General features: G+C 73.9%; 16 protein-coding genes. 11 read left to right on the top strand and 5 right to left on the bottom strand.

Annotated features, from left to right (window positions below):
• The first annotated feature begins 195 nt into the window (after positions 1-195).
• The 7 genes from Cs7R123_RS09890 to Cs7R123_RS09860 all read left to right on the top strand — a co-directional run bounded on the left by Cs7R123_RS09890 (position 196) and on the right by Cs7R123_RS09860 (position 9,814).
• Positions 196-1,002 (top strand): HEAT repeat domain-containing protein, encoded by an 807-nt coding sequence (locus Cs7R123_RS09890; RefSeq protein WP_212825374.1) that lies wholly within the window; start codon positions 196-198, stop codon positions 1,000-1,002.
• Positions 1,003-1,033: 31 nt separating this feature from the next.
• A complete protein-coding gene (locus Cs7R123_RS09885) occupies positions 1,034-2,128 on the top strand; it encodes a low specificity L-threonine aldolase (RefSeq protein WP_212825372.1) in 1,095 nt (364 codons plus the stop codon).
• A 14-nt stretch (positions 2,129-2,142) separates the two neighbouring features.
• Entirely contained in the window at positions 2,143-2,754 is a 612-nt protein-coding gene (locus Cs7R123_RS09880; protein WP_212825370.1) for a nucleoside/nucleotide kinase family protein, read from the top strand.
• Between the two features lie 73 nt (positions 2,755-2,827).
• Positions 2,828-4,855 carry a glycosyltransferase family 39 protein gene (locus Cs7R123_RS09875; protein WP_212825368.1) on the top strand — a complete coding sequence of 676 codons (2,028 nt, stop codon included), beginning with the start codon at positions 2,828-2,830 and terminating at the stop codon, positions 4,853-4,855.
• The gene (locus tag Cs7R123_RS09870) at positions 4,852-6,066 is read left to right on the top strand and encodes a glycosyltransferase (protein WP_212825366.1); all 1,215 of its coding nucleotides are present in this window, start codon (positions 4,852-4,854) and stop codon (positions 6,064-6,066) included. Before Cs7R123_RS09875 ends, Cs7R123_RS09870 begins: the two co-directional genes overlap by 4 nt.
• Positions 6,066-8,417 carry a glycosyltransferase family 39 protein gene (locus Cs7R123_RS09865; RefSeq protein WP_212825364.1) on the top strand — a complete coding sequence of 784 codons (2,352 nt, stop codon included), beginning with the start codon at positions 6,066-6,068 and terminating at the stop codon, positions 8,415-8,417. Before Cs7R123_RS09870 ends, Cs7R123_RS09865 begins: the two co-directional genes overlap by 1 nt.
• A 227-nt stretch (positions 8,418-8,644) precedes the next feature.
• Entirely contained in the window at positions 8,645-9,814 is a 1,170-nt protein-coding gene (locus tag Cs7R123_RS09860) for a hypothetical protein (protein WP_212825362.1), read from the top strand.
• Positions 9,815-9,847: 33 nt separating this feature from the next.
• On the opposite strand, the gene Cs7R123_RS09855 is transcribed toward Cs7R123_RS09860, so the two are convergent.
• Positions 9,848-10,864: a hypothetical protein gene (locus Cs7R123_RS09855; RefSeq protein WP_212825360.1), complete on the bottom strand. Its 1,017-nt coding sequence runs from the start codon at positions 10,862-10,864 to the stop codon at positions 9,848-9,850.
• A 294-nt stretch (positions 10,865-11,158) separates the two neighbouring features.
• Here Cs7R123_RS09855 and Cs7R123_RS09850 point away from each other — a divergent pair, with 294 nt between their 5' ends.
• On the top strand, positions 11,159-14,302 hold the full coding sequence (locus tag Cs7R123_RS09850; protein WP_212825358.1) for a GH92 family glycosyl hydrolase: 3,144 nt from the start codon (positions 11,159-11,161) through the stop codon (positions 14,300-14,302).
• 4 nt (positions 14,303-14,306) lie between these two features.
• On the opposite strand, the gene Cs7R123_RS09845 is transcribed toward Cs7R123_RS09850, so the two are convergent.
• Together Cs7R123_RS09845 and Cs7R123_RS09840 are read right to left on the bottom strand one after the other, a co-directional pair.
• On the bottom strand, positions 14,307-14,852 hold the full coding sequence (locus tag Cs7R123_RS09845) for a hypothetical protein (RefSeq protein WP_212825356.1): 546 nt from the start codon (positions 14,850-14,852) through the stop codon (positions 14,307-14,309).
• Between the two features lie 23 nt (positions 14,853-14,875).
• Positions 14,876-15,850, bottom strand: a complete 975-nt coding sequence (locus Cs7R123_RS09840) for an ROK family protein (RefSeq protein WP_212825354.1) — start codon at positions 15,848-15,850, stop codon at positions 14,876-14,878.
• A gap of 147 nt (positions 15,851-15,997) precedes the next feature.
• Here Cs7R123_RS09840 and Cs7R123_RS09835 point away from each other — a divergent pair, with 147 nt between their 5' ends.
• The gene (locus Cs7R123_RS09835) at positions 15,998-16,969 is read left to right on the top strand and encodes a LacI family DNA-binding transcriptional regulator (RefSeq protein WP_212825352.1); all 972 of its coding nucleotides are present in this window, start codon (positions 15,998-16,000) and stop codon (positions 16,967-16,969) included.
• A gap of 148 nt (positions 16,970-17,117) precedes the next feature.
• Positions 17,118-17,453, top strand: coding sequence for a cupin domain-containing protein (locus Cs7R123_RS09830; protein WP_212825350.1), 336 nt, complete (start codon positions 17,118-17,120; stop codon positions 17,451-17,453).
• A gap of 15 nt (positions 17,454-17,468) precedes the next feature.
• Here the strand turns inward: Cs7R123_RS09830 and Cs7R123_RS09825 are convergent, their stop codons facing one another.
• Complete coding sequence (locus Cs7R123_RS09825) at positions 17,469-19,898, bottom strand: hypothetical protein (protein ID WP_212825348.1); 2,430 nt, start codon at positions 19,896-19,898, stop codon at positions 17,469-17,471.
• 97 nt (positions 19,899-19,995) lie between these two features.
• On the opposite strand from Cs7R123_RS09825, the gene Cs7R123_RS09820 reads away from it, so the two are divergent.
• Entirely contained in the window at positions 19,996-20,928 is a 933-nt protein-coding gene (locus Cs7R123_RS09820; protein WP_212825346.1) for a nucleoside hydrolase, read from the top strand.
• On the opposite strand, the gene Cs7R123_RS09815 is transcribed toward Cs7R123_RS09820, so the two are convergent.
• Positions 20,925-21,881 carry a phosphotransferase family protein gene (locus Cs7R123_RS09815; RefSeq protein ID WP_212825344.1) on the bottom strand — a complete coding sequence of 319 codons (957 nt, stop codon included), beginning with the start codon at positions 21,879-21,881 and terminating at the stop codon, positions 20,925-20,927. The genes Cs7R123_RS09820 and Cs7R123_RS09815 overlap by 4 nt on opposite strands.
• Positions 21,882-21,914 lie beyond the last annotated feature (33 nt).

Genomic DNA, 21,914 nt, shown 5'->3' with positions numbered 1-21,914 from the left:
CGCGCCAGCAAAGCATTGAGGTGAATTGATGCAAAGGCTTCTGTCGGATAGACATCGGTCAGTTCCGCGCATGTTTCGCGGAGATCACGTCGCTGGCCGGGGTACGTGAGATCGACTCGAATTGGCACGCACAGCGTGTGCGATCAGCCGGTCAGTGGCTGGGCGGGAGGCGGGTCGTCCTGTCAGGATGCAGTCATGAGCGAGCTGGCTGACGAAACGGTCCGGCTGTTCTCCGCGTCGGTGCACGCGTACCGCGCGGAGCCCTATGACGACGACGCCTTCCGCGATCCGCTCCTGCGGCTGGCCGCGGGCGGTGCGGGCGCCGCCGTCGACCTGGCCCGCACCAGGCTGCGCGACGACGACGCCGTCGTCCGGGCGGCCGCCTGCCGCCTGCTGCGCGTGGTCGACGAGGTCGGCGGCGACAGCGGCCGCGAGGAGGTGGCCGCGCTGCTGGCCGACGTGGCCGGGCTGGAGAAGGAACCCGAGGTGCTCTGCGCCATGGTCGAGGCGCTGGGCGGCAGCGGCCGCCCGCACGCGCTGCCGGTGCTGCTCGACCTGGCCGCCCACCCCGACGGCGACGTGCGCCACCAGGTCGCCGCGGCGCTGCCCGAGGTGCTGGCCGGGCCGGACCGGGCAGCCGGGGTGGCCGCGCTGATCCGGCTGAGCGCCGACACCGAGCCGCACGTGCGCGACTGGGCCACCCACGGCCTGGGCACCCGGCTCGACGCCGACACCGAGGCGATCCGGGCCGCGCTGTGGGCCCGCACCGGCGACCCGTACCCCCCGGCGTTCGAGGAGGGCGTGCACGGGCTGGCCCGGCGCCGCGACCCGAGGGCGGCGGCGCTGGTGGCGGCGGCGCTGGCCGACGAGGGCGCCAGCGCGCTGACCTTCTCCAGCGCGGCGGCCCTGGGCGATCCGTCGCTGGTGCCGCTGCTGGAGGCGTACGACCGCGATGATCCGCTGGTCGCGGCCGCCCTGGCCGCCTGCGCCGAACACGGGTGAACCCGGCCGCGCCGCGTGGCATCATGACGCGGTGACCGAGGACCCCGCCGACCGGCGCCGCCGCGCCCAGCGCGGCTGCGACCGGATCCTGTCCGCGCACCGCACGCCGACCATGCGCGAGCAGCTGGCGCTGCTCGACGGCCTCGACCTGGACGGCTGGCCCGACTTCTACGGCGGCGGCCCGGTCGCCGAGCTGGAACGGCGGGTGGCCGAGCTGCTGGGCAAGCCGGCGGCGGTCTTCTTCCCGACCGGCACCATGGCCCAGCAGGTCGCCCTGCGCTGCTGGGCCGAGCGCACCGGCAGCCCGGTCGTGGCACTGCACCCGCTCAGCCACGTCGAGGCGTACGAACGCGGGGCGTACGAGTCGCTCAGCGACCTGCGCGGGGTCTTCCCGACCCGCGAGCCCCGCCAGCCCACCGCCGCCGAGGTGCGCGACCTCGACGAGCCGTACGGCACGCTGCTGGTCGAGCTGCCGCTGCGCGAGCCCGGTTTCCTGCTGCCCGGCTGGGACGAGCTGACCGAGGTCGTCGAGGCGGCCCGCTCGCGCGGGGCGCGGGTGCACTTCGACGGCGCGCGGCTGTGGGAGTCGGTGCACCACTGGGGGGTGGACCTGCCCACGGTGGCGGCACTGGCCGACAGCGTGTACGTGTCGCTGTACAAGACCCTCGGCGGCCTGGCCGGGGCCGTCGTCGCCGGTCCGGCCGACTTCGTCGCGCAGGCGCGCGCCTGGCGGCACCGCTACGGCGGCAACCTGTTCCAGCAGTGGCCGTCGGCGCTGACCGCGCTGGCCGGGCTCGACCGCGAGCTGCCCCGGCTGCCCGGCTACGTCGCCCACGCCAAGGTCGTGGCCGCGGCGCTCGCGCAGCTGCCCGGCGCGGTGGTGCACCCGGCGGTGCCGCACACCCACCAGTTCCAGCTCTGGCTGCCCGGCCCCGCCGACCGGCTCAACGAGGCCGTGATCGCCCTGGCCGAGCAGCGCAAGACCTGGCTGTGCGGCGGATTCGCCGACCGGGCGCCCGGCCGGGCCATGGCCGAGATCACCGTGGCCGCCCCGGCGCTGGAGTGGTCGGCCGACGACGTGGTCGAGGCGGGGCTGGCGCTGCTCGCGCTGGCCGACCCGGCCTGACAGACTGGGCGGCGATGCTCACCAAGCTGCTCGAACAGGTGCACCGGCTGCGCGAGGGGCGCCCCGGGCGCCTGTTCGTCGGCATCACCGGCGCCCCCGGCGCCGGCAAGTCGACCCTGGCCCAGCTGCTCGCACAGCGCCTCGACCGGGCCGCGGTCGTGCCGATGGACGGCTTCCACCTCGCCAACGCCGAGCTGCGGCGGCTGGGCCGGGCCGACCGCAAGGGCGCCCCCGACACCTTCGACGCCGCCGGATACGCCGCCCTGCTGCGCCGCCTGCGCGACACCACCGACGAGACCGTGTGGGCGCCGACCTTCGACCACGTCCTCAACGAGCCCGTCGCCGGGGCCGTGCCGGTGCCGCCGGAGGCCGACGTCGTGATCACCGAGGGCAACTACCTGCTGCTCGACGTCGCGCCCTGGGACCGGGTGCGCGGGCTGCTCGACCTGGCGGTGTACCTGTCGGCCGACGACGCCGAGCGGGTCGACGGGCTGCTGGCGCGCCAGCTCGCCAAGGGCCTGGACGAGGCGGCCGCCCGCGACTGGGTCCTGCGCAGCGACGAGGCCAACGCCCGGCTGGTCGCCACCACGGCCGCGCGCGCCGACCTCCGGCTGCATCGAGCATGAATGCAGGCGATCCCGAGGTGACATCCAGCTTCGGCTGACGTCGCGCCGAGGCGGCGCCGTCACGCTCGGTGGCATGACCAGCACCCTGACGCCCGCCACCGCCGCCCCGGCGGACACCGACCCGCCACCGGCGGCCGCGGCGCCGCGCCGCCCGTGGCTGCGGCACGCCCCGCTCGCGGCGCTGCTGACCGGCACCGCGCTGCTGTACCTGGTGGGCCTGTCGCGCTCCGGCTGGGCCAACCCGTACTACTCGGCCGCGGCCCAGGCCGCCTCGCAGAGCTGGAAGGCGTTCTTCTTCGGCTCGCTCGACGGGGCCAACTTCATCACCGTCGACAAGACCCCGGCCGCGCTGTGGCTGATGGGCGCCTCGGTGCGGCTGTTCGGCGTCAACCCGTACGCGATCCTGCTGCCGCAGGCGCTGTGCGGCGTCGGCGCCACCGCGCTGCTGTACGCCACCGTGCGCCGCTTCGCCGGTCCGGCCGCGGGCCTGATCGCGGGCGCGGTCATGGCCACCACGCCGGTGGCGGTGCTGATGTTCCGGTTCAACAACCCCGACGCGCTGCTGGTGCTGCTGCTGGTCGCGGGCGCGTACGCGCTGACCCGGGCGCTGGAGACCGGGCAGACCCGCTGGCTGGCCTGGGCGGGCGCGGCGGTCGGGTTCGGCTTCCTGGCCAAGATGCTCCAGGCGCTGCTGGTGCTGCCCGCGTTTGCGCTGGTCTACCTGCTGTTCGGGCCGCCCCGGCTGGCGGTGCGGTGCGGGCAGCTGCTGGTCGCGGCCGCCGCGATGATCGGCGCCGCGGGCTGGTGGGTGCTGGTCGTGGAGCTGTGGCCCGCCGACTCGCGGCCGTACATCGGCGGCACGCAGGGCGACAGCGTGCTGGAGCTGACCCTGGGCTACAACGGGTTCGGGCGGCTGACCGGCGAGGAGGTCGGCAGCGTCGGCGGCGCGGGCGGCTGGGGCGAGACCGGCGCGCTGCGGCTGTTCGGCACGGACCTGGCCGGGCAGGCGGCCTGGCTGCTCCCGGCGGCGCTGGCGCTGCTCGCGGTCGGGATCGCGGTCACCTGGCGGCGGCCGCGCACCGACCTGGTCCGGGCCGGGTTCGTGCTGTGGGGCGGCTGGCTGCTGGTCACCGGCCTGGTGTTCAGCTTCATGGCGGGCATCTTCCACGCGTACTACACCGTCGCGCTGGCCCCGGCGCTCGGCGCCCTGACCGGCGCGGGCGCGGTGCTGCTGTGGCGGCTGCGGGACCGGTCCTGGGCGGTGGCGGTGGCGGCGGCGGTGCTGACCGGGACCGGCTGGTGGGCGTACACCCTGCTGGGCCAGGCGGCCGACTTCGTGCCCTGGCTGCGCTGGCTGGTCCTGGTCGGCGCCTTGGCCACCGCGTGCGCGCTGCTGGCCACGCACCTGCTGCCCGCCTGGTCGCAGCGCGGCCTCGCGGTGCTCGCGCTGACCCTGGGCCTGACCGGTCCGGCCGCGTTCGCGGTGCAGACGGCCGCGTCGGCGCACACCGGCGCCATCCCGAGCGCGGGCCCGTCGACCGGCGGCGGCTTCGGCGGCATGCGCGGCGGCGGCCCCGGCGGCTTCGCCAACCGGGGCGGACAGCCGGGCGGGTTCGGCGGTCCGGGCGGCCAGGCCCGGCAGCCGGGCCAGGGCGGACAGCCCGGCGGTGGTCCGGGCGCGGGCGCCGGTGACGGGCAGCGGTTCGGCGGCGGGGGTACGCGCGCAGGCATGGGCGGCCTGCTCAACGCCACCACCCCCGGCGCCGAGTTGCAGGCCCTGCTCACCGCCGACGCCGACCGCTACGACTGGGTCGCCGCGGCCGTCGGCGCCAACAACGCCGCCGGATACCAGCTGGCCGTGAACCGCCCGGTGATGGCGATCGGCGGCTTCAACGGCACCGACAACGCCCCGTCCCTGGCCCGGTTCCAGGAATGGGTCGATGAGGGACGGGTGCACTGGTTCATCGGCGGCAGCGGCTTCGACTCCGGCAGCGGCAGCGACGTCGGCAGCCAGATCGCGGCCTGGGTCGCGCAGAACTTCACCGCCCGGACCGTCTCCGGCACCACCGTCTACGACCTCACCGAGGAGACCGCGTCATGACCGCACCGACCCTGGCCCGGCGCGCCCCGGTCGAGACCACCGCCGCAGCGCCGGTGCTCGACGTGGTGGTGCCCGTCTACAACGAGCAGACCGACCTCGGCCCCAGCGTGCGGCGCCTGCACGAGTACCTGCGCGCCACCGTGCCGTACCGGTTCCGGATCACCGTCGCCGACAACGCCAGCACCGACGCCACCCCCGCCGTCGCCGCCGCTCTGGCCGCCGAGTTCGCCGAGGTCACCGTCGTACGGCTGGAGCAGAAGGGGCGCGGGCGGGCGCTGCGGCACGTCTGGTCCCACTCGGACGCGGCGGTGCTGGCGTATCTCGACGTCGACCTGTCCACCGACCTGGCCGCGCTGCCGCCGCTGATCGCGCCGCTGCTGTCCGGCCACTCCGACCTGGCCATCGGCACCCGGCTCACCCGGCAGTCGCGGGTGGTGCGCGGCGCCAAGCGCGAGGTCATCTCGCGCGGCTACAACCTGCTGCTGCGCGGCACCCTGGCCGCGTCGTTCAGCGACGCCCAGTGCGGCTTCAAGGCCATCCGCGCCGACGTCGCCCGCGAACTGCTGCCGCTGGTCGAGGACACCGGCTGGTTCTTCGACACCGAGCTGCTGGTGCTGGCCCAGAACAGCGGGGCGCGCATCCACGAGGTGCCGGTGGACTGGGTCGACGACCCCGACAGCCGGGTCGACCTGGCCGCCACCATCCTGGCCGACCTGCGCGGCATCGCCCGGCTCGGCCGCAGCCTGCTCACCGGCGCGCTGCCGCTGGCCCGGCTGCGCGCCGAACTCGGCCGGGCCCCGCTGGCCCGCCCCGAGAGCTCACTGCTGCGCCAGGTGGTCCGGTTCGGCCTCGTCGGTGTCGTCAGCACCCTGGCCTACCTGCTGCTGTACGCGCTGGCCCAGCCGTACCTCGGCGCGCAGGGCGCGAACCTGGCCGCGCTGGCGGTCACCGCGATCGCCAACACCGCCGCCAACCGGCGGCTCACCTTCGGCATCCGGGGCGCGGCCGACGCGCTGCGCCACCAGGCGCAGGGCCTGCTCGTCTTCGCCCTGGGCCTGCTGCTCACCAGCGGGGCGCTGGCCGCCCTGCACCTGATCGCCGGCGCGACCACGCGTACGGCCGAACTCACCGTCCTGGTGACCGCGAATCTGCTGGCCACGCTGCTACGGTTCACGCTGCTGCGGTCGTGGGTCTTCAAGGGGGAACACTGATGTCCACATCCGACGCCGTCACCCCGGCGCCGCCCGCGTCCGACCCGGGCGTGCTCACCGCGGCGCCGCCCGGCGACCGTACCGGTCCGGCCGCCGCCGGTCCGGCCGCCGCGAGCCGGGCGGCCCGGTGGCGCCGCCGGGTCCCGCTGCTGGTGCTGCTGCTCGGCACCGCGGTCCTCTACCTGTGGGACCTGTCCGCCTCCGGCTGGGCCAACAGCTACTACGCCGCCGCCGTGCAGGCGGGCACGCAGGACCTCAAGGCGATGCTGTTCGGCTCGCTGGACGCGGGCAACTTCATCACCGTCGACAAGACGCCCGCCTCGCTGTGGCTGATGGCGCTGTCGGCGCGGATCTTCGGGTTCTCCAGCTGGAGCATCCTGGTGCCGCAGGCGCTGTGCGGGGTCGGCGCGGTCGCGCTGACGTACGCGGCGGTGCGGCGCTGGGCGGGGGAGACCGGCGGGCTGCTGGCCGGGGCGGTGCTGGCGCTGACCCCGGTGGCGGCGCTGATGTTCCGCTTCGACAACCCCGACGCGCTGCTGACGCTGCTGCTCGTGCTCGCGGCGTACGCGGTGACCCGCGCTCTGGAGCGCGCCTCGACGTGGTGGCTGGTCGCCGCCGGGGCGGCGGTCGGGTTCGGCTACCTGACCAAGATGCTGCAGGCGCTGCTGGTGCTGCCCGCACTGGGCCTGGTGTACCTGATCTGCGCGCCGACCCGGTTCTGGCGCCGGGTGTGGCAGCTGCTGGCCGCCGCCGGGGCGATGATCGTCGCGGCGGGCTGGTGGGTGGCGCTGGTCGAGCTGTGGCCCAAGGGCTCGCGGCCGTACGTCGGCGGCTCCACGAACAACTCCATCCTGGAGCTCACCCTCGGCTACAACGGGCTGGGCCGGCTCACCGGCAACGAGCGCGGCGGCCTGACCGGCGCGGTCTCCGGCGGCACCGGCGGCTTCCCCGGCGGCATGCCCGATGGCGGGATGCCCGGTGGCGGGCGCGGGTTCGGCGGGTTCGGCGGCGAGGCCGGGCTGACCCGTCTGTTCAACGACTCCATGGGCGGCCAGGCTTCCTGGCTGCTGCCCGCGGCGCTGACCCTGCTGGTGGCGGGGCTGGTGGTGACGTGGCGGCGGCCGCGCACCGACGCGGCGCGGGCCGGGCTGATCCTCTGGGGCGCCTGGCTGGTGACGCACGTGCTCGTGTTCAGCCTGATGGAAGGCATCGTGCACGAGTACTACACGGTCGCGCTCGCCCCCGCGCTCGGCGCCCTGGTCGGCGGCGGCTCCGTCCTCCTCTGGCACCTGCGCGACCCCCGTCCGGCCCCACTCGCCGACGGATCCGGCGTCGGCGCCGTCGCCATTGCAGGCGGCATGATCGGCGTTTCCGGTCAGAACGTGGCCACTGGTGCTGCCGAAGGACCGCAGACAGCGATCTCCAACGCTGCGCCGGTCTCCGGCGGCAGTGCGGCCGGTGCTGGCGACGGGCTGCGCCCGTGGGCCGCGTGGGTGGCGCGGGCGGGGCTGGCCGCGGCGGTGCTGGTGACCGGGTGGTGGGCGTTCGTTCTGCTCGGGCGGGTGGACTGGCAACCATGGCTGCGGTCTGTCGTGCTGGTGCTGTGCGTGGTCGGCGCGGTGGCGCTACTGGTGCCGTGGCGCGCCGCGCGGGCGAGCCGGTTCGCGTTCGCCGGCGCGGTCGCGGCAGGGGTGGGCATGCTCGCCGGACCTGCCGCATACACGGTGCAGACCGTGTCCACGCCGCACACTGGCAGCATCCCGCTCGCCGGCCCGGCCAGCTCGGGCGGATTCGGCGGCATGCGCGGCTTCCCCGGCGGCTTCCGCCCGGACGGCCAGAACCTGCCGGGCCAGGGCTTCCCCGGCCAGAACCTCCCCGGCCAGGACGGCACCGGTCAGGGTGCCCAGGGCCAGGGTGCCCAGGGCCAGCAGGGCCAGGGCGGCAACCGTGACGGCGGGGGGTTCGGCTTCCCGGGCGGCGGTATGCGCCCCGGCGGCGGCATGCCCGGCGAGGCTCCCGCCGACGCCGAGCTGGTGAAGCTGATCGAGGGCAGTGACCGTACCTGGGCGGCGGCGGTGTCCGGCGCGCAGAGCGCGGCCGCGCTGGAGCTGGCCAGCGGCAAGTCGGTGATGGGTATGGGCGGCTGGTCCGGTGACCCGGCTCCGACGCTGGCCCAGTTCCAGCAGTGGGCGCAGCAGGGCAGGATCGGCTACTTCGTCGGCGGCGGCCAGGGCGGCTTCGGCGGTCGCGGCGGCAGCAGCCAGGAGATCGCCGCCTGGGTGCAGCAGCACTACACCGCCCTCACCGTCGGCACCCAGACCGTCTACGACCTGTCCAAACCCCTGCCCTGACCCGTCCACACCGAGCCTGGCCCTAGGGCGCCAGTCAAGATCAGCCAAGTTGCCGGGCAATCGGGCGAATGAGGAGCACTCATTCGCCCGATTGCCCGGCAACTTGCGTTGGGACCCCGGGAACTTGCGCTGGGACGGGGGCGGGACGGGGGCGGGATGGGGCGGGAGGGGGGCGGCGTCCAGGGGGTGGGCGGGGGATGCCGGGCGGGGCATCCATTGTGTTGACTATGGGGATGCGTGCGTGGGAGGGCGAGTTCGCCGAGTTCGTGGCGGTGCTGGGGCCGGGGCTGCGGCGCCAGGCGTACGCCCGGTGCCGGGACTGGACGCTGGCCGAGCAACTGGTGCGGCGGACCCTGCTGCGGCTGTACCGGCGCTGGCCGTCCCTGGGTTACGAGCCGCCGGAGGCGTTCGCGCAGCGTACGCTGCTGCGCTCGCTGCGCCGGTTCGGTGAGGGCGCCCCGCCCGAGGGCCCGGAGCCGCCGTCCGGCCTGGCCTCGGCCGAGCTGCTGGAGACGGGCCGCCGCCAGCGCCGACGCGAGCGCTGGCTCAGCGCGGCCACCACGGTGCTGGTCGCGGCGGGCATCGGGTACGGCGTCGTCGTGCTGCGGCCCGATCCCGGCGGCGGCCCGCTGCCCGAGGTGGTCGGCTGCATGGACCTGGCGCCGCCGGAGACGCCGCTGCCGTCGCTGACCCGCCAGGCCCCGGCGCAGCCCCCGCAGGCGGGCGAGCGCGGGGCGGCCCGGCTGGCGACGCTCGCGGGCGACCTGCCGCTGCCGCAGGACGAGCCGGTGCCGGCGGACAAGGACCGGGCGGAGAAGTTCGCCTGCCTGATGGCCGACCTGGTGACGACCAGGATCAACCCGATGGGCCTGCGCCGGGTCGACCTGGGCCTGGCCGACGGCGGGGACAAGAGGCCGCTGGCGGCGCTGGCCGATCCGGAGCTGGCGGCGGGCGCGCTGACGGTGAGCCTGCAGATCGTCGGCTCGTCCGGCTATGGCACGCTGACGGTGTCGGTGGCGCCGACGACACTGGTTCCGGGCCTGAGCCACTGCCAGCGGCTGACCTGGTGCGGGTTCAGCAGCACCACCGACGGCGACGGCCTGATCGAGCAGTACGGCCTGCGCGACGACCCGCCGGACCGCCGGGCCGGGTTCAACCTGGGCACCGACGCGCAGCTGTGGACGGTGCTGCTGTTCACCGGCCATACGCTGATCATGGTGACCATCACGAACACCCCGGACGTCAACGGGGCGCAGGCGTCGAGCCAGCGCAATCCGCCGCTGGGCATGCTGGTCACCAACTTCGCCATGGAGGATCGGCTGGCGATCTTCGATCCGCCGCAACCGTCGCCCGAGCCGTCGGCCACCGGCAGCACCCTGGTGGACGGAGCGCACTGACGCCAGGCGGCGTGATCGGGTCGGAGGGTCGGGCTAAGGCAGTTTGATCTTTACGATGCGGCACTCCTCGTCGTCGCTGCCGACCGCCGCCACCACGTCGCCGGACGGGGTGACCGAGGGGCCGCTGAACACGCCGCTCTCCAGCAACGTCACCGTATGGTCATGGCCGCCGACCAGCCACAGGCCGGACTGGCCGTCCCGGACGGCCGACATCACGGCGCCGTACGGTCCGGCCGCGCTGATCTCGGTGAACCCGTCGAATCCGTCGGCGAGCTGCCGGATCGTTTGGGCGGCCAGGTCGACTTCGTACACGCCGCAGCCGCTGCCCGATCCGTCATGCGGGGTGTCCCACGGTCGACAGGTCTGCTGGTTCTGCGTCGCCACGACGTACACCTTCGTGCCCGTCGCCGCGATGCCCAGCACGTTGTCATGCGGCTGGCAGAAGCCCTCACCGCCGAGGAGCCGGTCCGCGTCCCAGGTCAGCGCACCCACGGGGGTCAGGGGTCCGACCTGGGCCCAGTTCCCGGCGGTGAACACCTTCAGTGCGCGGCAGGTGGCGGTCCACTGGCCGGGGTCGCGGGAGACCAGCACGCCGGTGTTGCCGCGCGACGGCGGCGAGAACGCCAGCAGCGGTGGCAGCTCGGCGAGGACGGTCAGCCTTGAGCCGAGCGGATCGATGCGGACCAGTGCTCGCGTGTCCATGTCCCCGCATTCGGCGACGCCGACCGGCTCACCGTCGGCGAATCCGCTGACCCACGCCAGGAACGCGTCGGGGCAGTGGTCGGAGGTGAACTTCAGCGTCCGGTCCGTGCCGTCGGCCAGGTTCACCACGTGCGTCGACTGTGGCACGTCCGAACTGTCGCCGTCGAAGGCGACGTACAGAACCGTCGTCGGGTCCAGCAGGACGGGCGGGCCGAGCAGCCGGTCGGCGGCGGCGTGCACGGTGGTGTCGCTGACCGGAGTCATGACGTCGGTCCGGAAGTCCTGGCCGCAGGCGCCGAGCAGGCTCACGAGCACCAGCGCGGCGGTGGCGCGGCGAAGTCTGAACACGGCCAGATCCTGCCCTACGGCGGCGCGCGGCGGGGCCCCGTCGCCCGGCCGGCCTCACTTCTTGCCGAACATCCAGCGGATGGCCGCGACCAGCAGCAGGATTCCGATCACGAGGCCGAAGACCTTGGTGTACAACATCTCGCTGGACATCGCCCCAGCGTAGTGAAGCCGGGCGGGGGAGCAGAAGGGTGCCGCGCGGCATTCTTGGCCGGAAGTATTGACATGTTTCAGTTAAGAGGCTTGTCTGTCAGGTGCACGTTGACAACGTTGTCTCCGTCCCTGAGGAGAACAGGCATGTCCCGATCCCGGCAACCCCTGCGCCGCCTGGCGCTACTCGCCGCGGTGAGCCTCGTCGCCAGCGCGGCCGCCACCGCCGTCGCCGCGCCCGCCCATGCGGCCAATCTGAACCTCACGCAGTACGTCAACCCGTTCATCGGGACCGACGACAGCAACTCGCCCAACCCCGTCGGCGGCGGGGCGGGCGGCAGCACCGTCCCCGGCCCGGTCCTGCCGTTCGGCATGGTGCAGTTCAGCCCGGACACCCCGACCGCCTCCCCGTCGGGCTACAGGTTCGGCGACTCCCAGATCCAGGAGTTCAGCCTCACCCACTTCAACGGGGCAGGCTGCTCCAACAACGAGGACATCGGCATCCTGCCGATCACCGGGGCGCTGGGCACCTCGCCCGGCACCGCGTGGACCAACTACCAGGCCACGCAGGTCAAGGGCAGCGAGGTCGCGCAGGCCGGCTACTACAAGGCGGTGCTGTCGACGTACGGCAACACCGCGGCCGAGCTGACCGCGACCACCCGGACCACCATGATGAAGGTGACCTACCCGGCCACCACCAGCGCCCGCGTGCTGATCAACACCAGCCGCAGCGCCACCGGCAACCGCAGCGGGTCGATCAGCATCAGCGGCTCGAACGTCACCGGCCAGGTGACCGCGGGCGGCTTCTGCGGCTCGTCGAAGACCTACCAGATCTACTTCGCGATGGCGTTCGACCGGGCCCCCAGCGGCGTGGGCACGTGGAACGGCGCGACGATCACGGCCGGTTCCACGTCCAGCAGCGGCGTCAACACCGGCGGCTACCTGACCTTCGACACGAGCTCCAACGCGGTGGTGCAGGTCAAGACCGCGATCTCGTTCGTGAGTATCGCCAACGCGCAGGCCAACCTGTCGGAGAACTCCGGCTGGGACTTCGCCTCGGTGCGCACCGCGGCCGACACGGCGTGGAACAACATCCTCAACCGGGTGCAGGCCACCGGCGGCAGCGCCACCGACCTGCAGAAGTTCTACACCGCGCTCTACCACGTGCTGCAGAACCCGAACATCGCCAGCGACACCAACGGGCAGTACCGCGGGTTCGACAACGCGGTGCACAGCGCGTCGCACCCGGTGTACCAGAACTACTCCGGCTGGGACATCTACCGCTCCTGGGCGGCCCTGGTGGCGCTGATCGCGCCCACCGAGGCCAGCGACATCGCCAAATCGATGGTGCTCGACGGCCAGCAGGGCGGCCTGCTGCCCAAGTGGTCGCAGCAGAACCAGGAAGACTTCATCATGAACGGCGACCCGGGCCCGATCGTGGTCGCCAGCCTGTACGCGTTCGGCGCCCGATCGTTCGACACCGCCGCCGCGCTCACCCTGATGAACAACAGCTCCAACGGCGGCACCGCGCAGGGCAGCTCCATCCGCGGCCGCCAGGGCGAGTACACCAGCCAGCACTTCATCGACGAGGACCCGTCCGACTCGCTGGAGTACTCGGCGTCGGACTTCGCGGTGGCCCAGTTCGCCCAGGCGCTGGGGGACACGGCGAAGTACAACACGTACATGTCGCGCGCCCAGTGGTGGGCCAACGTGTTCAGCCCGGAGTCGCAGTACATCCACCGGCGCAACGCCGACAACAGCTGGACCTGGCCGCTGGACCCGGCGAGCTCGTCCGGCTACACCGAGGGCAACGCGGCCCAGTACACCTGGATGACCACGTACAACTACGGCAGCCTGATCGCGCTGATGGGCGGCCCGCAGACGGCCGCGCAGCGGCTGGACCACCACTTCACCCAGCTCAACGGTGGTCTGAGCCTGCCGTACTTCTACATCGGCAACGAGCCCGAGCACAGCGTGCCGTGGGCGTACAACTACGCGCAGAAGCCCGCCGGGACCTCGTCGGCGGTGCGCCGGGTGATGACCGAGTCGTTCACCACCGGCGCGGGCGGCCTGCCCGGCAACGACGACCTCGGCGCCACCTCCGCCTGGTACGTCTGGGGCGCCCTGGGCATGTACCCGCCCACCCCGGGCGCGGACGTGCTCGCCCTGCACGGCCCGCTGTTCCCGTCGATCCTGATCCAGCGCGCGGCGGGCAACATCCAGATCAACGCCACCAACGCGGGCAGCGGCAACCAGTACGTCCAGTCGTTCTCCCGCAACGGCACCGGCACCAGCAAGAACTTCCTGCGCTACCCGGACGTCGCGGCCGGGGCCACGCTGGCGTTCACCATGGGGTCCAGCCCCAGCTCGTGGGGCACCGGCGCGGCCGACGTCCCGCCGTCGTTCAACGACGGGTGGAGCGCCCCGGCGCCCGCCCCGGTGCTGGGCACCAACCTGGCCGCGGGCAAGCCCACGACCGGGTCGGCCGCCTGCGGCACCGCCGAGGGCCCGGAGAAGGCCGTCGACAGCTCGCTGACCAACAACAGCAAGTTCTGCACCAGCGCCGCCACCAAGTTCCTCCAGGTGGACCTCGGCTCGACGCAGAACGTGTCGTCGTTCGTGGTCAAGCACGCGTCGCTGGGCGGGGAGCAGAGCGGCTGGAACACCGGCGCGTTCAACATCCAGACCAGCACCGACGGGTCGACGTGGACCACGCGGGCCACGGTCTCCGGTAACCGGACCAGCCGCACGTACCACCCGATCGGCACGGTCGGCGCGCGCTACCTGCGCCTGAACATCACCACCCCGGCCAACGACGGCAACACCGCCGCCCGGATCTACGAGTTCGAGGCGTACGGCCCCGGCTCCGGCCCCGTGAACGTGGCGCTGAACAAGACCGCCACCGCGGACTCGTCCTGCAACGCCAACGAGGGCCCGGACAAGGCCGTCAACGGCACCTGGACCGGCGGCAACACCGACAAGTGGTGCTCGCTGGGCACCGCCAAGTGGTGGCAGGTGGACCTGGGCGGGTCGTTCCCGATCAGCTCGATCACCGTCCGGCACGCCGGTGCGGGCGGGGAGAGCACGACCTGGAACACGAAGGACTTCAACCTCCAGGTCTCGTCCGACGGCAGCACCTGGACCACGGTGGCCACCGTCACCGGGAACACGGCCAGCACCACCACGCACGCGGTCAGCGCCACCGGCCGCTACGTCCGGCTGAACATCTCGGCGCCGACGTCCACCACCGACAACGCCGCCCGCATCTACGAGGTCGAGGTCTACTCCTGAACCTTCACCGGACGGTGGCGAGCAGGTAGAACGACGCGGCCACCAGCCCGGTGAGGGCGAGCACGAGCAGGGCGAGGTTCCCGGCGCGCAGGCGCCGGTGCACCTCGCCCTGCGCTGTCGGGTCCGCGGGCACCTCCGCCAGCAGCCGGTGCACCAGCCGCGCCTTGCGATGCGCCGACGAGTCGGAGTATCCCCAGGGCAGGAAGCCGCGCAGCGCCACCAGCCGGATCGGCGGCGCGTCGGCGGCGATCAGGCGAGCTCCCGTGAACTGCCCGCCCACGACGTCGCGCAGCAGATGCCGGGGCACCGTGTGGCGCACGTACGGGTTGTCCACGACCACGGCCTCCGGGGTGACCGTCAGCACCGCCGCGAACGTCCACAGGTAGCAGACGGCGAAGATGCACGCCGCCCACCCGAGCAGGGCGAGGAACACCCCGACCCCGTACGGTCCCAGATCCATGAAGGCAGCCAGGACCGTCCCGCCGACCGGCACCGCGGTCAGCACCACCTGCACCGGCTCCAGCCGCCGCAGCTTCTCCTGTCGGGTCACCGCCTCACTCTAGGGCGGTGCGGCTACGACCAGTACCGCTCCGGTTCGTGGATCAGGGCGGCCGCGCCGATGAGCCCCGCCGAGCCGCCCAGCTCGGCGGTACGCAGACCGATGCCCTGCAGGAAGCCCATCCGGCCGAAATGGTCCAGCCCGGCTTGCAGCGACGGGAACAGCAGGTCGGCCGACTCGGCCACGCCGCCGCCGATCACCACCTGGCTGAGCTCGCACATCGCCGCCGCCGACACGATCCCGGCCGCCAGCGCCCGCCCCGCCCGCTCGAACGCCGCGACCGCCACCGGGTCACCGGCGCGGGCGGCCGCGGCCAGGTCGCGCGCGGTGCCCTCGCCGGTCGCGTGCCAGCCCTCCCGCAGCGCGTACCGGACCATGCTCGGGCCGCTGGACAGCGCCTCCACGCAGCCCTGCCCGCCGCACGGGCACGGCTCCCCGTCCAGGTCGACCACCATGTGCCCGACGTGCGCGGCGTTGCCGCCGACGCCCAGGAACGGCCGGCCGCCGTGGATCATCCCGCCGCCCACACCCGTGGACACCACCAGCACCAGCAGGTCGTCGTGGCCGCGTCCGGCGCCGCGCCAGTGCTCGCCGACAGCCGCGCACGAACCGTCGCCCGCCAGCCGCACGGGCACTCCCGGCACCGCCTCGCGCAGCCGGTCCACCAGCGGGAAGCCCCGCCAGGCGTGGATGTTGACGGGGCTGATGGTCGCGCCGACCAGGTCGAACGGGCCCGCGGTGCTGGCGCCCACGCCGACGATGGGGCGGTCCCCGGCCGCGTCGACCATGCGCTTGACCAGGTCTGCCAGGGCGGCCCAGACCTGCTCGGCGGCGCCCGGCCCCGGACCGGGCTGCGGCGTCGCGACGCGGTCGGCCAGCACCACCGCCCCGTCCGCCCCGATCAGGGCGGCGGCCAGCTTGGTTCCGCCGATGTCCACGGCGAGGGCGAGCGGTGACGGCTCGACGGCGTCAACGGCGGTTTCAGTCATGAGGTCTCCTGGAAGGAAATCTTGTCCAGCAGAGTATGACAACGTTGTCCGGGTCGCGTACACCCACAACCTCACTAGCGAGTACCGTTTTCTGCCGTGACCACTCACAGCGGAACCGGAGCAGGCCGGGCGGGACGACGTCCGACCATGGTCGACGTTGCGAAACAGGCCGGCGTCAGCCTCAAGACCGTGTCCCGCGTGATCAACGGCGAGCCGCACGTGCAGCGCGCCCTGGCCGACCGGGTCCTCGCCGTCGCCGCCGAACTCGGCTTCCAGCGCAACCACATGGCCAGCGCGCTGCGCGCCGGCCGGGCCAGCGCCACCATCGGCCTGCTGATCGAGGAACTGGCCAACCCGTTCTACTCGACCATCGCCCACGTCGCCGCCGAGATCGCCCGCGAGCGCGACACCCTGCTGCTGTCGGCCAGCTCCGAGGAGGACCCGGCCCGCGAGGAGCAACTGCTGCGCGACCTGTGCTCGCGCCGGGTCGACGGGCTGCTCGTCGTGCCCACCCACGGCGACCACGGCTACCTGCGCCCCCAGGTCGAGCTCGGCATCCCGGTGGTGTTCCTGGACCGCCCCGGCATCGGCCTGGACGCCGACGCGGTGCTGCTGGACAACCGCGGCGGCGCCCGCGCGGGCATGGCCCGGCTGCTGTCGGCCGGGCACCAGCGCGTCGGCGTCCTGCTCGACTCCACCGGCGTGCACACCATGAGCGAGCGGCTCGCGGGCGCGCGCGAGGCCCTGGCCGAGGCGGGCCTGCGCGAGGACCCGGCACTGGTCCGCGACGGCGTACGCGACCCCGCCGGGGCGGCCGCGGCCGTCGCCGAGATGCTGGAACGCCGCGACCCGCCGACGGCGTTCCTGACCCTGAACAACCGCATCACCGTCGGCGTGGTGCAGGAGCTGTGGCGGCGCGGCAGCGCGGCCGGGCTGGTCGGGTTCGACGACTTCGAGCTGTCGCACCTCATGCCGCGCCCGCTCACGGTCATCTCGTACGACACCCGCGAACTGGCCCGCCAGGCCACCCAGCTGCTGTTCGCCCGCATCGACGGCGACCGCACCCACCCCCGCACCATCGTCCTGCCCACCGAACTCATCAACCGCGGCCTCAGCTGACTCCGCGCCCGCCGGGGCGCCGCGTCCGCCGCCGGGCGATGATCGCAATCTGCGGTCATGAACTGGCCTTGTAGCGCGGATTCTGACCGGAGACAGTGATCATCGCGCCCGCCGCCGCACGGCGCGGGGCGACAGTAGGCTGGCGGCCATGCGGGTGATCGAGAATGCGGGGCGCTGGAGCGCGCCGGCGGCCGGGTCGGGCAACGACTGGACGGAGCACTTCGCCAACGACGACCTGTCGGTCGGCACGTACTGCATCCCGGTGGGCGGGGTGGACGACCAGTCGCCGCACACCGAGGACGAGATCTACGTGGTGACGGCCGGGCGCGCCCGGATCACGACCCCGTCCGGCGACGCCGAGGTCGGGCCAGGCTCGGTGGTCTTCGTGCCGGCGGGCGAGGCGCACCGCTTCACCGACGTCACCGAGGACCTGGCCCTGCTCGTGCTGTTCGCCCCCGCCTACGGCAGCAGGCGGGGGCGCTGACTACTTCAGTGCTGACTACTTCAGCTCGGTGACGGTCACCTGGGTCTCGTCGTCGGGCGGTCCGCCCTGCACCGGCACGTCGGCCGGGGCCGGTGCGGACAGGTTCGCCAGGGCGGCGGCGAGCCGGTCCACCTCGCCCCACATGGCGGGGTCGTCCCAATAGCCGGTGTGGCGGCGGGCCAGGGGCTGCGGCTGGCCGTAGATGTACCAGCAGGTGCCCGGGTCCGGCAGCACCACGTCGACACCGGCCGGGATCAGCGGGTCGAGCGCGACGCCGCCGATGAAGTCGGTCTCGTACGCGAAGTTGCGCCACGTCCGGACCCGCGACTGGAGCCCGCGCAGCACCCCGTCGCCGAAGTACGCCGGGAACGCCCAGCCGTACAGCGTGCGCAGCGGGGAGCCGAAGGTGGCCAGCGAGAACAGGCCGTCGGCGGGCAGGTTGTCCGCCTGGAGCAGCGCCGCCGCCGCGATCACGGTGCCCTGGCTGTGCGCGGCCACCACGACCCGGCCGCCGCTGGTGTGCAGCCGCCACAGCCGCCGCTGGAGTTCGGGCACGGCCCGCTCGGCATAGGACGGCGGGGCCAGCGGGTGGTAGGCGCGCGGCCAGAACGTCGACACGTCCCACAGCACGCCGATGCGGCGGCGGCTGGCCAGGTTGGTCCAGCCGCGCCGCAGCAGCAGCACCACCAGCACCGGCAGCGCGGCCGCCAGGTACGTGCCGAGGGTGACCGTCCACTGGGTGCCCCAGGGCAGTTCGTGGTAGTACCAGTACCGGATCTGGATCGCCACCAGCAGGATCAGACCGGTCAGCGCCATCGAGGTGAGCAGCCGGTCGATGTGGCGGGCCATTCCGGCGACCTTGCGGGCCCGCACCACCCCGGCGGTCCACCGCGTCGCGCCCGCCCCGGCCACGGCGCTGTCGTACCAGCCGTCCTCGCCGGCGGGCTTCGGGTAGCGCTTCTCGTCCAGGTAGAACGCGAGCGTCTCCTTGCGCCGGGGGCTGTTCAGGCCGGCCCGCCAGTAGGAGACCAGCTCGTACACCACGAACGCGGCGATGAGGGCCAGCGGCGGCAGGGTGAGGTACTGGTGCAGCGTGGCGACGATCGGGTACACGTACAGCGTGTCGGTGTCGACGGCGAGGCCGGGCAGCAGCAGCCGCGACGACACCTCGGCGAACACGTCGATCACCCGCAGCATCGCGCCCAGCAGCACCGCGTTGAGCAGGGCGATGCTGACGCTGAGCACGACGAACGGGCCGTAGATGAAGAACGTGCCCTTGCGCCAGCCGCCCAGCAGCGACGAGATCAGGACCAGGCCCAGTGAGCCGAACAGCCCGATGAAGCCCATGTTGATCGAGTTGCGCATGCCGGGCAGGTAGCTCCACTGGGTGGCCGCGTCCGCGCCGGGTTGCCGCACCGCGAAGACGGCCGCCGTGACCAGCGCCGCCGCCGCGACGACCAGCAGGGCGCCGGTGAGCACCCGGTGGACCCCGTCGACGGCGGTGACCAGCAGGGAGCCCAGCACCGCGACGCCGCCGAGGGCGAGCGCCGCCGTGTACCAGTACTCCTCGGTGAAGCCGAGCCCGGCCTCGTGGCCGATGGTGTGCGCGGTGTGCGCGAGCACCAGCGCGATCCAGCCCGCGGCGGCGGCCACGTGCGCGACGCCCTGGTCGAACGCGCTGCGGCGGCCGTCCCAGAAGGCGCGGTCGGCCAGGCCCCGGCGCGGCTGGGCGGCGCTGGCCGCCTCCCGCTCGGGCTCCTGCCCGGCCAGGAACGGGGGCTTGATCTCCTCGTACCGGTTGATGGTGCGCAGGGTGAGGATGGCCAGCCCGACGACGACCAGCAGCGGCAGGATCGCGCCGATGGCGACCCGCTGGGCCGGATGCGCGGCCAGGATCGGGCCCCGCAGCCAGCTGAGCAGCCAGATCTGCCCGGCGCAGTCGTCGCGGGCGCCGCACTGGTAGCCGATCAGCTCCATCGACGCCAGTGCGGTGATCAGCACGACGTTCACGGTGATGCCCAGTGCGGTCCACCGCACGGCGGTGCGGTGCAGCCGGAACAGGAACCCGTTGCGGTGGGTGCGCGGCGAGCACATCCACCCGGCCAGGTTGGCCAGCGCGAACGGCAGCAGCAGCAGCCACAGCACGCGTGAGCCGCTGCGCGAGGTCAGGCCGCCCCACGAGTACGCCTCGATGTGGCGCGACGGCTGGTCGTGCTCCGGGTCCGGCGGGGACGCGGGACGCGCGGGCAGGTCGGTGGTGCGGTAGAACCCGGCGATGCGGTCGCCGGAGACCTGCTGCGGGGCGAGGTCGCCGAGCAGGTCCTCGGCCGTGGTGCCGCCCACGCCGTGCAGGCGCAGCTCGGTCACCCCGCCCAGGTCGACAGGGGGTGGGATCAGGCCCGAAGGGCGGTCCACGGGGGCGGAGCCGTAACGCGGCACAGGCATAGCGACACCCTGGGGTCGGGGCGGCCGGTCCACAACCGTCCGAATCGGCATAGGACCCCCGCGATCGGCCGCCGCGTCCGGTTCCGACAATGGGGGTATGGCCGACGCGCTGCTCATCGACTGCGATCCGGGTATCGACGACATGATGGCGCTGCTGGTCGCCTGCGCGAGTCCGGAACTCGACCTGGTCGGGGTGAGCACCGTCGGCGGCAACGCGGGCCTGGCCCGTACCACCCGCAACGCCCGCGCGGTGCTGGCCCTGGCCGGGCGCGCCGACATCCCGGTGGCCGCCGGGGCGGCCCGCCCGCTGGTCCGGTCGGCGGCGAGCTTCGGCGCGCACGTGCACGGCGAGGACGGCCTCGGCGGCATCGACCTGCCGGTCCCGCCCGGCGGCCCCGACCCCCGGTCCGGCGCGCTGTTCCTGGCCGAGACGATCCTCGCCGCGACCCGCCCGGTGACCCTGGTCGCGATCGGACCGCTGACCAACGTGGCCCTGCTGTACGCGATGTTCCCCGACGCCGCCGCCCGGCTGGCCCGGCTGGTCGTGATGGCCGGGGCGGTCGGCGCGGGCAACATCACCCGGGCCGCCGAGTTCAACGCGTGGTGGGACCCGGAGGCGGCATACCGGGTGCTCACCGATCCGGGGGTCGAGGTGGCGACGACGCAGGTCACGCTCGACCTGACGCTGCGGTGCACGCTGCCCGCCGGTGACGTGGCGCGGCTGCGGGCCGCCGGTCCGGCCGGTGAGCGCGCCGCCGCCGCACTCGACTTCTACAGCCGGGCATACCGCGCGCAGGGTTCCGGTGACGTGACGCCGGTGCACGACGCGATCGCGGTGCTGGCCGCGCTGCGCCCCGAACTGTTCCGCACCCGGCCCGGCCGGGTGCTGGTGGACACCGGCACCGGCCCGGAGCGCGGCGCCACCGTGGTCGACCCCGACCCGGCCGCGGCCGGCCCGCGCGTCGCGGTGGCCGACGACGGGGACGTGCCCGCGCTGCTGGCCGAGGTGGCGCGGCGGCTGGCCGGCTAGGCCGCGAGCAGGTCGGCCTCCTCGGCCAGCAGGCGCGCGACGAAGTCGACGCGCCCCTGGTCGTCGATGGCCCGGCTCGGCACCTCGACGTGCATCAGCAGGTACAGGTAGAGCCGGTACAGCGCCAGCCGCCGCTGCTCGGACCGGTCGAACCCGGCCGGGCGCCCGGTCGCGCGGGCGTATCCGCGCACGAACGGGTGGTCGGGCTCGTCCTCGATCCGGTGCGGCAGCGCGGGGGAGACGAAGTCGACCAGCGGGTCGCCGTAGAGGTAGCGCTCGCCGTCGACGACGCCGGTCAGCCGCCCGTCGACGGCGAGCACGTTGCCGTCCCACAGGTCGAAGTGGACCAGCGTGGGCCGGGTGACCTGGTCGAGGACGTCCGCGTACGACGCCACGACCGCGCGGATCCGCGCGGCGGGCACCGGCAGCGGCACCGCCCAGTCCTCGGCGTCGGCCAGCAGCGCGTCCACCATCGCCGCGAACGCGGTGCTCCAGCTGGCGCCGTGCGGGCGCGGGCCGGGGTAGCCGAAGCGGTCGCCGGTCACCTCGTGCACCGCGGCGAGGGCGGCGCCGAGCTGCTCGCGTACGCCGTCCTGCGGGCCGTCGAGGTCGGTGAGGGCGCGGCCGGGCAGCAGGGTGGTGAACAGCCAGCCGTCGCCGTGGTGCAGCACCCGGGGCACCGGCACCAGCGGCGCCTGCTGCTCGACCAGGCGGAAGTAGCGCGCCTCGGACTCGATCATGCCCGCTTCGTACCGCAGCAGCGGCACGTCGTCGGGCGGGCCCACCTTCAGCACGACGTCGCGGCCGTCGGACAGCCGGGCCCGCCACACCGCCGCGAACCCGCCCCCGGACAGCTCGGCGCAGTCGGCCACGGTCACCCCGTCGCCGAACGCCGCCCGCGCGTACGCCGCCACGTCCCCCGCGCCCAGCTCCCGCTGCGTCGGACTCCGCATCCCCGCCACCTCTCCTGCCAACGCCCTCCACCG

The sequence above is a fragment of the Catellatospora sp. TT07R-123 genome, assembly GCF_018327705.1.
Lineage (GTDB): Bacteria > Actinomycetota > Actinomycetes > Mycobacteriales > Micromonosporaceae > Catellatospora.
Note: the sequence above shows the minus strand (reverse complement) of the source record. Positions and strands in the feature narration are given on the sequence as shown.

What these genes read in the sequence shown, in the direction of transcription:
- Cs7R123_RS09890 (WP_212825374.1), top strand. Translation starts at nt 196, where the DNA reads ATGAGCGAGCTGGCTGACGAAACGGTCCGGCTGTTCTCCGCGTCGGTG.
- Cs7R123_RS09880 (WP_212825370.1), top strand. Translation starts at nt 2,143, where the DNA reads ATGCTCACCAAGCTGCTCGAACAGGTGCACCGGCTGCGCGAGGGGCGC.
- Cs7R123_RS09875 (WP_212825368.1), top strand. Translation starts at nt 2,828, where the DNA reads ATGACCAGCACCCTGACGCCCGCCACCGCCGCCCCGGCGGACACCGAC.
- Cs7R123_RS09870 (WP_212825366.1), top strand. Translation starts at nt 4,852, where the DNA reads ATGACCGCACCGACCCTGGCCCGGCGCGCCCCGGTCGAGACCACCGCC.
- Cs7R123_RS09865 (WP_212825364.1), top strand. Translation starts at nt 6,066, where the DNA reads ATGTCCACATCCGACGCCGTCACCCCGGCGCCGCCCGCGTCCGACCCG.
- Cs7R123_RS09860 (WP_212825362.1), top strand. Translation starts at nt 8,645, where the DNA reads ATGGGGATGCGTGCGTGGGAGGGCGAGTTCGCCGAGTTCGTGGCGGTG.
- Cs7R123_RS09850 (WP_212825358.1), top strand. Translation starts at nt 11,159, where the DNA reads ATGTCCCGATCCCGGCAACCCCTGCGCCGCCTGGCGCTACTCGCCGCG.
- Cs7R123_RS09840 (WP_212825354.1), bottom strand. Translation starts at nt 15,850, where the DNA reads ATGACTGAAACCGCCGTTGACGCCGTCGAGCCGTCACCGCTCGCCCTC.
- Cs7R123_RS09835 (WP_212825352.1), top strand. Translation starts at nt 15,998, where the DNA reads ATGGTCGACGTTGCGAAACAGGCCGGCGTCAGCCTCAAGACCGTGTCC.
- Cs7R123_RS09830 (WP_212825350.1), top strand. Translation starts at nt 17,118, where the DNA reads ATGCGGGTGATCGAGAATGCGGGGCGCTGGAGCGCGCCGGCGGCCGGG.
- Cs7R123_RS09825 (WP_212825348.1), bottom strand. Translation starts at nt 19,898, where the DNA reads ATGCCTGTGCCGCGTTACGGCTCCGCCCCCGTGGACCGCCCTTCGGGC.
- Cs7R123_RS09820 (WP_212825346.1), top strand. Translation starts at nt 19,996, where the DNA reads ATGGCCGACGCGCTGCTCATCGACTGCGATCCGGGTATCGACGACATG.
- Cs7R123_RS09815 (WP_212825344.1), bottom strand. Translation starts at nt 21,881, where the DNA reads ATGCGGAGTCCGACGCAGCGGGAGCTGGGCGCGGGGGACGTGGCGGCG.